The organism is Leucobacter sp. gxy201, assembly GCF_051043335.1.
Classification (GTDB): Bacteria; Actinomycetota; Actinomycetes; order Actinomycetales; family Microbacteriaceae; genus Leucobacter.
Genome location: NZ_JAMXWS010000002.1, coordinates 243,485 through 255,043 on the forward strand (window position 1 = coordinate 243,485; position 11,559 = coordinate 255,043).

Annotated in this window: 11 protein-coding genes; 3 read left to right on the forward strand and 8 right to left on the reverse strand. The window is 69.4% G+C overall.

Features of this window, described 5'->3' with window-relative positions; translation table 11 throughout:
• The 8 genes from NHL51_RS03995 to NHL51_RS04030 form a co-directional block, all read right to left on the reverse strand.
• Complete coding sequence (locus tag NHL51_RS03995) at positions 1-1,866, reverse strand: ABC transporter permease (protein WP_434141876.1); 1,866 nt, start codon at positions 1,864-1,866, stop codon at positions 1-3.
• A gap of 327 nt (positions 1,867-2,193) precedes the next feature.
• Positions 2,194-2,589, reverse strand: coding sequence for a type II toxin-antitoxin system VapC family toxin (locus NHL51_RS04000; protein WP_434141877.1), 396 nt, complete (start codon positions 2,587-2,589; stop codon positions 2,194-2,196).
• On the reverse strand, positions 2,580-2,837 hold the full coding sequence (locus tag NHL51_RS04005) for a type II toxin-antitoxin system Phd/YefM family antitoxin (RefSeq protein ID WP_434141878.1): 258 nt from the start codon (positions 2,835-2,837) through the stop codon (positions 2,580-2,582). Before NHL51_RS04005 ends, NHL51_RS04000 begins: the two co-directional genes overlap by 10 nt.
• A 222-nt stretch (positions 2,838-3,059) precedes the next feature.
• The gene (locus tag NHL51_RS04010; protein ID WP_434141879.1) at positions 3,060-3,872 is read right to left on the reverse strand and encodes an SDR family oxidoreductase; all 813 of its coding nucleotides are present in this window, start codon (positions 3,870-3,872) and stop codon (positions 3,060-3,062) included.
• A 169-nt stretch (positions 3,873-4,041) separates the two neighbouring features.
• Positions 4,042-5,112, reverse strand: a complete 1,071-nt coding sequence (locus NHL51_RS04015) for a Gfo/Idh/MocA family protein (RefSeq protein ID WP_434141880.1) — start codon at positions 5,110-5,112, stop codon at positions 4,042-4,044.
• Complete coding sequence (locus NHL51_RS04020) at positions 5,109-5,978, reverse strand: sugar phosphate isomerase/epimerase family protein (RefSeq protein ID WP_434141881.1); 870 nt, start codon at positions 5,976-5,978, stop codon at positions 5,109-5,111. Before NHL51_RS04020 ends, NHL51_RS04015 begins: the two co-directional genes overlap by 4 nt.
• Positions 5,979-6,042: 64 nt before the next feature.
• Positions 6,043-7,272, reverse strand: coding sequence for a Gfo/Idh/MocA family protein (locus NHL51_RS04025; protein WP_434141882.1), 1,230 nt, complete (start codon positions 7,270-7,272; stop codon positions 6,043-6,045).
• A 163-nt stretch (positions 7,273-7,435) separates the two neighbouring features.
• Positions 7,436-8,647: an MFS transporter gene (locus NHL51_RS04030; RefSeq protein ID WP_434141883.1), complete on the reverse strand. Its 1,212-nt coding sequence runs from the start codon at positions 8,645-8,647 to the stop codon at positions 7,436-7,438.
• Positions 8,648-8,795: 148 nt separating this feature from the next.
• Between NHL51_RS04030 and NHL51_RS04035 the strand changes: the two genes are divergently transcribed.
• The 3 genes from NHL51_RS04035 to NHL51_RS04045 are packed head-to-tail and all read left to right on the forward strand — an operon-like array spanning position 8,796 to position 11,513.
• A complete protein-coding gene (locus NHL51_RS04035; RefSeq protein WP_434141884.1) occupies positions 8,796-9,977 on the forward strand; it encodes a Gfo/Idh/MocA family protein in 1,182 nt (393 codons plus the stop codon).
• Between the two features lie 52 nt (positions 9,978-10,029).
• Positions 10,030-11,133, forward strand: a complete 1,104-nt coding sequence (locus NHL51_RS04040) for a LacI family DNA-binding transcriptional regulator (protein ID WP_434141885.1) — start codon at positions 10,030-10,032, stop codon at positions 11,131-11,133.
• A 50-nt stretch (positions 11,134-11,183) separates the two neighbouring features.
• Positions 11,184-11,513: a nuclear transport factor 2 family protein gene (locus NHL51_RS04045; RefSeq protein WP_434141886.1), complete on the forward strand. Its 330-nt coding sequence runs from the start codon at positions 11,184-11,186 to the stop codon at positions 11,511-11,513.
• Positions 11,514-11,559: the final 46 nt, after the last annotated feature.

Below are 11,559 nucleotides of genomic sequence, written 5' to 3' on the forward strand. Positions count from 1 at the left end.
TCAGCCTCCCATTCCCTGAGCAAGATCGGTTTTCATTACTTTCTGCACTGTGTAGGTGCCGATGAACGCGATCGCCGCGACCAGCAGCACGACCGCATTACCGGCCTGCGAGTAGCCCACATCGAGGAGCCGGATCGACAGCGTCGTCAGCACGTCCATTCCGGGCACGGCAAGGATGACAACCAGCGACAGGCTCTTCACCCCCGAGATGAACGCCATCACCATGCCGGTCGCGAGCGCGCCCTTCTGGATCGGCAGCACGATCGTGAAGAAGCGGCGCCACCAGCCCGCGCCCGACATCTGCGCGGCTTCTTCCGGGTCGGAGCCCAGCTGCATCATCGCGGAGATCCCGGCACGCGAGGCGAACGGCATCTGCTCGGTGAAGTAGATGAGCACGAGGATGGCGGCGGTTCCGTAGAGCGCAGGGATCGGGCCCCGCTGCACGGCGAAGAGCGACAGGTAGGCGACGGCGAACGCGATGCCGGGGACGAGGTACGGGAAGAACACCATCTGCCGCAGGAAGCCCGACACGAACTTCGACTGCGATCGGACGATGACGTACCCGACGATCAGTCCCATGACGCCGGCCATGATCGCCGCGAGGCCGACGATCCACAGGCTGTTCCATGCCGCACCCCACACCTCGGAGTTGAACAGCACCCCATCGGGGAAACCTATCGTGGACAGATCACGGCCGGTCCAGAATGACAACGTGAAGTTCTCGGCCCGGAACACGCCCGGCAGCTTCATCACCGTCGACAGCGCCAGCACGATCAGCGGGATCGCGACGCTGATGAGGAATAGGCCCGTGCACCCGAGCGTTGCGAAGATGCGCGACTTCCCGAGCTTCGCGACGGTATTGCTTGAGCCGCTCTTGCCCGAGATCGTGACGAACCGTTTCGCCTCACGCAGGAAATGCATGTCGACCCACAGCGAGATCGCACCGATCAGCACGATGACCGCGACGATGACTGCGGCCGAACCCTTCTGATCGCTGTAGATATTGCGGTAGAGGCTCGTCGCGAGGACGTTCATGTTCACCGGCAGGCCCAGCACGTAGGCCACGCCGAATTCACCGAGCACCTTCGCCAAGATCAGTGTGACAGCGGAGATCAGCGCGGGCCTGAGCAACGGGAGCACCACCGTGAAGGTGACCTTCGCTCGAGAAGCGCCCAGCAGCTTCGCCGATTCCTCGAGCGTCGAATCAAACCGCTTCAGCGCGTTGCCGACGAGCATGATCACGAACGGCGAGAAGTGCGCAGCGAAAATCAAGATGATGGGGACTTTGCCGTACGACAACCAGTCAGGCACCACGACTCCGAGGTTCTCGAGCCAACCGGCCTGACCGCCCGTCGTCCGATTCTTGAACATGGTCACCCACGCGAGTGCGAACGTCCACGCCGGCAGCATGTAGGGCACGATCAGCGCGGTCGCGAACCACTTGCGACCCCACATATTGGTGCGCACCATGAGCCACGCGGCTGAAATGCCGACCGCCAGGGCGAGCACGATGCTGCACAGCGCGATGGTCAGCGTATTGGCGAGAGGCTCCCAGAAGATCGAAGCCGCCTGCGGCGAAGCGAATACCCGCCACAGATAGTAGGAAGTGAGACTGCCTTCTTCCTGCTGCGTGATCATCGTGTCCTGGCGATGCACCACGGCCCCGTCGATCAGCAACGAGACGATCGGGGCGATGATCAAATAGGCGAACAGAATGAGCGCGAGCACGCCGATCGTGACGACCGGGTTCTGCATATAGAGGCGAAGACGGTACCCCAACGGCGCTTTCGCCGCAGCACGCCGCCGAGACATCTTCGGCTGCTGCCCCGCCTCCTGGGGTTCGGGAATAAGAATCGTCGTAGTCACAAAGACTTCCTTGTCCGAGCTTAAATGTACCGGAGAAGGTACGTTTAAGATTATGTATCCTCGTCGATACCTTTGTCAAAACAAACTCGGTCACGAATTGGAAACGATGCAGGCGTATTTAAGGACTCCTGTCGCGGGACCGATCATCTCTTTCGCGCCGAGAAGCACCACCTCGCCCGCTCCCCTATCGGCGGAGGGCTGAATGCGCGCCCGCAGCGCGCTCCGTACGGTCTCCGCCGACCGAGCGTCCGGACCGTTTCTCTGACAGGTTCGGCACGTCCGACCCGTCGCGAATAGATACGCCCTCCGGCATTTTGCGCCGGAACGTCATCCCTCGAGAATGTTGCGCGCCAATCCGCGAGAGGCCTTCGCGAACCGCTGGTCGTTGGTCCACAGCTCAGCGCAGCCCGCATGCTGTGCCGCCGCGAGGTGCAGGGCATCTGGCGTGCGCAATCCGGTGTGCGCACGGAGCTCGGCCGCCCGCAGGAACACGTCCGTATCGAGTGCGACCCGCTCGAGCCGGTCGATGAACTCGAGGTAGTGGTCCCTCAGCTCGAGATCCCGCGCGCGATAGGGGCCGACCAGGCACTCGTGCGCCACGAGTGGGCTCACCGCCACGACGTCTTCGGCGGCGGCGAGCGCCCCGCGCACTCGTGAACCGCGCTCGCCCGCGTCCTCGACCGCGTAGATGACGATGCAACTGTCGAGGTAGATCACTCCCATGACTCCCGGGTCTCGGCGATCTGCGCGTCGAGTTCGTCGGCGGGGCGCGCGAGGCGCGCCGGGAGCGGATGCGCCGCGAGCCATGCCGCGGCCGCGACCCCCGATGTATCCGGCGCAGCGGGCGCGACCGGCACGAGCTTCACCACGGGCTCTCCGCGGTTCGCGATGACCACTTCCGCCCCGGAGCGGGCCTCGGCGATCAGCCGCGACAGGCCGTTCCGCGCTTCGAACACGCTGTAGGTCGACATGACGCCAGTATAGCCAGAAGTATAGCCATACTGGCGCGTGGCTTTCGAATGCGACGTCGAGGGCTTCTGCTCCCGCGATCGGTCAAACAAAGGGTCGCGATCTGGGGTCCGCGCGCGCGAAAACCCCAAGTCTCGACCCTTTGTCTGGGCAAGAGGAGCGTGGGCGCGTAAGAGCGGAAGCGGAGACGGGGCGGGGCAGGGGCAGGGGCAGGGGCCGCGAGCCTACTGGTCGTAGGCGCCGGGCACGTTCTGGTCCCAGTCGATGAGCGACCCCGTCACGACGCCGCTGCGATCGCTCAGCAGGAAGACGACGGCGTCGGCGATCTCGTCGGGCTGACCGAGCTTGCCCATCGGCTGCGCGGCAGCCGCCTCCGCGAGCCAGTCGTCGGCCGCGCCGTGGAAGGTCTGCTGCGTCACCGCTTCGCCGGGCGTCGCCGTCCAGCCGATGTTGAGGCCGTTGATGCGGATGCGGTCGAAGCGGTGCGCGAAGGCGACGTTCTTCGTGAGGCCTGCGAGGCCCGCCTTCGATGCCGTGTACGGCGCGAGGTAGGGCTGACCGCCGTGCATCGCCATCGAGACGATGTTCACGATCGTGCCGGGTGCCCCGCGCCCCTTCATATCGGCGACGGCGGCCTGCATCGTCATGAACGGCGCCACCAGGTTCACGGCGAGGTGCTCGCCGAGCAGCTCGCGCGTCGTGTCGAGCAGGGTGCCGCGGCTCGTCGCTCCGGCGGCGTTCACGAGACTGTCGATGCGGCCGAACTCCGCGATGGTCTCGGCGACGGCGCGCTCGGCCTCGCCGGCGGCCGCCATGTCGGCGACGATCGGCAGCACTCCCGCGGCGGCGAGGTCGCTCGACTCGTTCGCCGCCAGTTCGCGCAACTGCGCGGCGGCCCGCTCGGCCTTCTCGGCGCTCCGGCCGACGATCGCGACTCCGCTCGCGCCCTCGCGCAACGCCGCCTCGGCGATCGCGAGGCCGAGGCCCTGCGTGCCGCCGGTGACGAGCAGAACCTTGTCTTGCATCAGCTGCTGCATGAGTACTCCTTCGTAGTCGTGTGGGGTGTCAGGTCGCCCGAACTTCGGCTCTCACCCGAACTTCGGAGCAAATCACCGGTTCTCATCCGAAATACGGGTGAGAGCCGAAGTTCGGGTCGTGTGCAGCCGAGGCGGGACGGCCACTCCAGGGATCGCCGAGGCCCGGCGCTCAGCCGAGCAGCCGGCTCGGACGCAGCGGCAGGCCGCTCGCCTCGTAGACGGCGTCGATGAGCTCCATGGTGCGGCGTGAGCGCGCGAGCACGGCCGCGTCGCGCTCGCCGTTCGCGATGGCGGCGCGCAAGTGGTCGAGCTGGTACATGTAGCTCGATCGGGTGCCGAGGTGCTCAACGCGCTCCGAATCACCAGCACCAGCACCGGTACCACCAGCACCAGCACCAGCACCAGCACCGCGCACGATCACGCGGTCGTCCTGCTGCGGCTTCACGTAGTTGGGCGCGAAGACCGAGCCCGCGCTGCCGACGACCTCGAAGCTGAAGTCCCAGCCCTCGTGCACCATGCTGGTGAACATCGTCGCGGGCAACCCGCCGAGCGCGAACATCGCGTCGACCGACGTGTCGATGCGCGGGTCGACCTCGCCCGCCGTGGCCGATGCCGACTGCAGCGTCAGCGGCAGGCCGAACGCCTCGCCGAAGGCCAGCAGCCCGTTGATGGCGTAGCAGCCGACGTCCATGAGGGCGCCGCCTGCGAGGTCGAAGCTCCAGCGAGGGTCGGCGGAGTCGGGTGCGGGCATGGCCATGCGGGCGTGCACGGCCTGCAGCTCGCCGATCTCGCCGGAGCGCACGATCTCGATGATGCGGGCGAAGAGCGGGTGGTCGACGTAGTGGAAGGCCTCCCACGCCCAGCCCGCCGAACGCGAGAGCCGCGCCGCGACGGCGTCGAACTCGGCGAGGTTCGACGCGAAGGGCTTCTCGACGAGCACGTTGCGCCCGGCGGCGAGCGCCTGCACGGTCCATTCGGCGTGCAGGCCGTTCGGCAGGCCGACGTAGACGACGTCGAGCGAATCGTCGGCGAGGAGCGCCTCGTAGTCGTCGTGCACGCGGTCGTAGTCGTGCTCGGTCGCGAATTCGCGCGCACGCTCGGGGTCGCGCGCGGCGACCGCGGCGCGCACGTCGCCGGTCTCGCGGCTCGCGATGGTGATCGCTTCCTCCGCGATGCGCGAGGCGCCCAGGAGCCCGATGCGCATCGACGCTGACGCGGTACCGGGCGCAGTCGTGCTCATGCGGCAACCGCCGCCTTGATGAAGTCGACGCTGCGGCGGGCGTTCTCGAAGGCCCGCACCGCGTCGGCCTCGTTCTCGACGACCGTATCCTGCTCAAGCACGTACCAGCCGCTGTAGCCGGCGGCGATGAGCGCTTCGATGATCTCGGAGACGTGCGCATCGCCCTCGCCGAGCGCCTGGTACATGCCCTGGCGCACGCCTTCGCGGTAGTCGATCTCGCCGGCGCGCACGCGGGCGGCGACCTCGAGGCTGACATCTTTCAGGTGCGCGTGCACGATGCGGGCGGCGTGCTGCTGCACGAACGCGACGGGGTCGCCGCCGCCGAGCGTGTAGTGGCCGGTGTCGAGGCAGAGGCCGACGCGCGAGCCGGCGATGACGCGCTCGACGGCCTCGGGCGCCTCGACGACGGTGCCGAGGTGCGGGTGCAGCGTGGCGACGACGCCGACGGCGGCCGCGGCGTCGAGGGCGCGGTCGAGGTTCGCGAGCAGCGTCTCCCATTCGGCGTCGGTGAGGGCGGCGGCCCCGTCGTAGCCTGCTGCGCCGCTCACGGCCGACAGCACCATGGTGCTCGCGCCGGCGGCGACGTAGGCTTCGAGCTCGCGCTCGATGGCGGGCAGCGGGTCGGCGTCCGAGCGGTGCAGCACGATCGGGAAGAAGCCGCCGACGGCGGTCATGCCGGCCTCGGCGAGCACTGCGGCGCGCTCGGCGGGCGCGTCGGGCAGAAAGCCCTCGGGCCCGAACTCGGTCGCGGTCACGCCGAGCGATGCCATCTCCGAGAGCACGCGACCGCGGTCGAGCTGCAGCCCCCAGCCGGGTACCTCGATGACTCCCCAGCTGATGGGCGCCGAGGCGATGCGAACGTTCATGTTGACTCCTGATTCGGTGGGGAGTGAGGTACGAGTGGTGCCGTCGACGGCGATGCTACAGGGATCAGCGGTCGTTCTGCAGCGAGGCCGTGGTGCCGGCGACGGGGGCGCTCTGCTCCCAGGCGCGCGTCTCGGCGGAGCGCTCGGCGGCGGTGACGACCTGGGCGGCCGACAGCGCATCCTGGATGTTCGAGTTCAGCGCCTCGCGGCCGAGCACGGCCTGCAAGAACTTCTTGGCTTCGATGACTTTGAGGTCGTCGTAGCCCATCGAGGTGCCGGCGCCGGGCTGGAAGCGGGAGAAGTCGCCCATGCCGGGGCGCGCCATGATGCGGGTGTAGCCCTGGTTCGAGGTCTCGAGGCCGCCCGAGAGGTGCAGTTCGTTCATGCGCTCAAAGTCCCAGTGCGCGGAGCCCTCGGTGCCGTAGATCTCGATGCCGTAGCTGGCGCGCGGGCCGACGGAGACGCGGGATGCCTCGAGGGTGCCGACCGCGCCCGACGCCGCGGCGTCGTCCGAGAGGCGCACGAGCATGGCCGCGTAGTCCTCGTTCTCGACGGGCTTCATGTCGCCGTCTTCGATGAGGGCGAAGTGGGTGCCGGTGCCCATGGGCAGTTCGGGGCGCTCGGTGTAGACGGTCGAGGTGAGCGCGGTGACCTCGGCGATGGGGCCGAGCGAGTACTGCACGAGGTCGACGAGGTGCCCTATGAGGTCGCCGAGCACGCCGTTGCCGGCGAGGCCCTTCACGAAGCGCCACGAGAGGGCGCCGCGGGGGTCTGCCGAGTAGTCGGCGAACATCTGGCCGCGCACATTGGTGATGCGGCCGAGCTTGCCCTCGGCGACGAGCTCGCGCAGGTATTCGATGGCGGGCGCGTGGCGGTAGTTGAAGCCGATCGACGACACGACGCCGGCTTCTGCCGCGGCTTCGGCGACCGAGCGGGTCTCGTCCTCGCCGCGACCGACGGGCTTCTCGATCCAGAAGTGCTTGCCGGCTTTCGCGGCGGCGATGCCGATCTCGGCGTGCAGGAAGTTGGGGGCGCAGATCGAGACGACGTCGACCTCGGGGTCGTTCAGCACCTCGTGGTAGTCGGCCGAGGCCTTCTCGTAGCCGAGCACCTCGACGGCCTCCTCGGCGCGGGCGGGCGCCGGGTCGGCGGCGTGCACGAGGCGCGGGCGGATCTTCAGGTCGGGGTACGCGTAGCGCAGGTTCGCGTAGGCGCGGCTGTGCAGCTGGCCCATCCAGCCGACGCTGATGAGGCCGACGCCGACCGTCGTGGTGCCGTCTTCGTTGATCTGCATGATCGTTTCTTCCTCTCGAAGTGCCTGCGTCTACGCGGCACCGTGCATCGGCGGTGATCCCTGGGCCCTGAGATGATTCCCTGCGCGTCGCGAGCGCAATATGGACCGGTCCAAATTGTAAGAACCCGGGCGCCGAGATGTCAAGCGAATCGCGGGGTTCGGGCTACTTCTTTCTCGTCAGGGATCGCCCCGCGAAGCACAGCAGCCCGATCACGACGAGGGCGAGCGAGCCGACCGGCAGCGCAGCCACCCCGCCCGTGGCGAGCAGCCCCGCGCCGGCGAGCGAGCCGACGAAGCTGCCGAGGTTGCCGACGCCCGATGGCAGCGACGAGGCGAGACGCGGGAACCGCTTCAGTTCGCGCATGTAGAGCACCTGCCCGGAGGGGCCGGTGCCGCCGAGCACCGCTCCGACCAGCGCGAGGGCGAGGGCCGTGCCGAGGCTGCCGACGGGCAGCATGAGCAGCACCGCCCCCACCGCTCCGGCTGCGGCCGAGAGCACGAAGGCGGGCCCGGCCGCGCGGTCGGCGAACCATCCCGCGACGAAGTTGCCGAGATTCATGCCGATGCCGAAGGCGAGCATGCCGGTCGCGGCGCTGAGCCAGCCGCTCCCCGGGCCGCCCTGGGCCCAGTCGACGACCGGCGCGACGTAGGTGACGATCGCGAATCCGCTCGCCGCGATGAGCACGGCGGCGCCGACGAGCACGAAGAGCGCGCCTCGCAGGCGCCTGCGCGCACCGTCGGTCGAGGCGCTGCCCGTGTCGGCCACGACATAGCCGACGTCGCTCGCGGGCGAGATCGCGAGCAGCGCGACGAAGGGCACCGCGAACAGCAGCGCCGCAGCGGCGATGATGACGCGCCAGTCCCAGCTGGCGCCGAGCGCCGTGAGCACCGGCACCCCGAGCAGATTCGCGCCGGCGAGGCCGCCGTGCACGATCGCGCTGCCGCGGCCGTAGTTGTTGGAGCCCAGCATGTGGGCGGCCGCCATCGCGCCGACGCCGATGTAGCTCGCATGCGTGAGCGCGGCGAGGAAGCGCAGGGCGAGCGCGACCGTCAGCGTCGGGGCGAGGGCCAGGAGCAGGGTCCAGAGCAGCATGAGCCCGGCGCAGACGAGCAGCGCCGAGCGCTCGGAGAGCCGCCGGATGACGAGCGGCGTGACCGCGACCCCGACGACGACGCCCAGCGCGTAGGCCGCGGCGACTCCCCCGCTGGCCGCGAGCGCCGCTTCGGTGTTCGCCGCATACAGCTCGGGCAGGAGGTCGGCGGCCATCTGCGGCAGCAGGCCCATGACGATGAACTCGCTGACGCCGATGCCGAAGCCGCCGCACACCAGGGCGGCGATGAGCACTCGATGCCCCGCCGTGATTCTTCGCGCCATCATGCTCCTTCGCCGCCGACGCCGACGCGGACCGTGCCGACCCCACGATTGACACGAGGGGTCGATCCGCGTTCTAATACTTACTTAGAGCGCTCTAAGTTACTGAGCGATTACCCCTATCTTCCCCCATGAGACGAGGAACACGCGCATGACACAGACCATTCGAGTAGCCGTTGTCGGCGCCGGCTTCGCCGGTCAGGCCCATGCCTTCGGCTACCGCAACGCCGCCATGGCCGACTCCCTCGCGGGCGTGCGCGTCGAACTCGACACGATCGTCGACCCGAACACCGCACTCGCCGAAGAGATCGCGGCGCGCTACGGGTTCGCCCGCACCGCAGCCTCCGTCGACGACATCCTGAGCGACCCGTCGATCGACGCCGTCAGCGTCGCCCTGCCGAACTTCGTCTACCGCGACGTGCTCGCGCGCATTATCGAGTCGGGCAAGCACGTCTTCGCCGAGAAGCCGCTCGGCGTCTCGGCTGCAGAAGCCGAGGAGCTGGCAGCGGTCGCCCAGCGCCACGACGTCGTCGCCGCCGTCGGCTTCTCGTACCGCCATATCCCGGCGCTCGCAGCGACCCGCCGCGCCGTGGCCGAGGGCCGCATCGGCACGCCGACGTTCGCCCGCGCCCACTACTACGCCGACTACGCGCTCGACCCCCGCGGCGCGCACACCTGGCGCTTCGACCAGCAGCGCAGCGGCGGCGGCGCGATCATCGACCTCGGCAGTCACGCCATCGATGCGCTCGCGCACATCCTCGGACCGATCTCGGAGGTCTCGGCGTCGCTGCTCGACACGCGGATCACCGAGCGCCCCATCGCGACCGGCGGCATCGGCCACACGCAGACCGTCTCGGACACCGAGACCGCGCCCGTCACCAACGACGACACCGCCCTGCTCACCGTGCGCTTCGCGTCGGGCGCCGTCGGGTCGCTGCAGATCAGCCGCATCGCAGCGGGCAAGCCGAACGAGCTCGGCATCGAGGTCTTCGGCTCGGGCGGGCACGTGTCCTTCGATTCGAGCAAGTACAACGAGTACACGATCTACGAGCTCGAGGGCGCCCGCCCGGGCGACGACGGCCCCCGCCGCGTCATCGCCGGCCCCGCGATGCCCTACTACAGCGAGGTGTCGCCGATGCGCGCACGCGGCACGGGCACCGGCTACGGCGAAGCCTTCATGGCCGAGGTGCAGGAGTTCGTGGCCGCCGTCGCACTCGGCCGGCCCATCGACACGACCTTCGCGGCCACGGTGCACCCGATGCGCGTCGTGCAGGCAGCGCTCGACAGCTCCGCCTCGGGCCGTGCCGTGCCGGTCGCACCGGTCGCCGGATAGTCTGAGGGCGGCGCGCAATCGCCGCAGACGCCGCGAGAGAGCAGGGAGCCGCATGACCGAGTCGCACCGGGCCGCCCCCGCCTCGGCGACGACCATGGAGACCGTGGCGCGCGAGGCCGGAGTTTCACGTGCAACGGTGTCGCTCGTCTACCGCGGCGCCAAAGGCCCCAGCCGCGCCTCGATCGAGAAGGTGCTCGCCGCCGGCGCGCGCCTCGGCTACCGCCACAACGCGATCGCCGCCCGCCTCGCCTCCAAGCGCACGAACACGATCGGCCTGTCGATTCTCGACCTCACGAACGAAGTCTTCATCGAGATCGCCGAGGGCGTGCGCGACGCGCTCGGCGGCGCAGAACCGGGCGCCGCCGAGGGGGCCGTCGAGGCCGGGGCTCCCGGGCAGAAGCTCGTGCTCGCCGCCGCCCGGCCCGAGCGCGGCGATGAGCTCGCCGCCGTCGAGAGCCTGTTGAGCGCCCGCGTCGACGCGGCCATCGTCTCCGGCAGCATGCTCTCGGATGCGCAGCTCGCCTCGCTCGCCGCGTCGACGCCGTTCGTGGTCGTCAGCCGGCTCGTGCCCGGCATCGATTCGGTCGCCGCGGACGACCGGCTGGGGGGATCCCTGGCGACGCAGCACCTCATCGATCTCGGGCATCGCCGCATCCTGCATCTGATGCCGCCGGTGGCCCCCCACTATTCGGAGCGGCGCGCGGGCTACCGCGAGACGATGCGCGCCGCGGGTCTCCGACCGCTCATCCAGGACACCGGGTTCTCGCTCGCCGACGCGACCGAGACCGCGGCCGCCGTGCTGCGTGCGGCCGACCGCCCGACCGCGATCTTCGCCGACAACGACATCGCCGCGCTCGGCGTGCTCACGGCGGCCGCCGAACTCGGCATCCCGGTGCCCGGCGAGCTCTCGGTCATCGGCTACGACAACACCCGCGCGGCCGCCCTGCCCGGGGTCGCGCTCTCGAGCGTGGACCAGCAGGCGCGCACGCTCGGTCGCATCGGAGCCGAGTACGCGCTCGAGGCGCTTGCCGCGGGCCCCGGCCACCGGCCTGTCGAACCGCGCAGCACGCTGCTCGCGCCGTCGCTGCACCTGCGGGCCTCGACCGCTCCCCCGTCGGTGGCGTCGTCCGGCGCGGGGCGGATCCGCCCTCAGTGATTCCGCGCAGGGGCTTCCGCTTTCGCAGGCCCCGACCCTATGATCGCCGCATGAACGGCAACACGACTCCCGCTCCGCTCCAGGCCTTCGTCGACGCGATCAACAGCGCCGACACCGACGCGTTCGTCGCAGCGTTCACCGCAGACGGCTTCGTCGACGACTGGGGGCGCGTGCTCAACGGCCCTGACGGTCTGCGCAGCTGGGCCGCGACCGATGCGATCGGCGCCGGCGCGCACATGACGGTGCTCGGCACCACCGTCGATGGTGACGAGATCGAGGTGCGCTTCGGCTGGAAGAGCCGCGTCTTCAATGGCGAGAGCACCGCGATCGCCACCGTCGCCGGCGACCGGCTGCGCTCCTTCAAGATCCTGCCGGGCTGAAACCGGGTGGGGCGCTCGCCCGCACAACGCAGCAGGGCGCCCATCC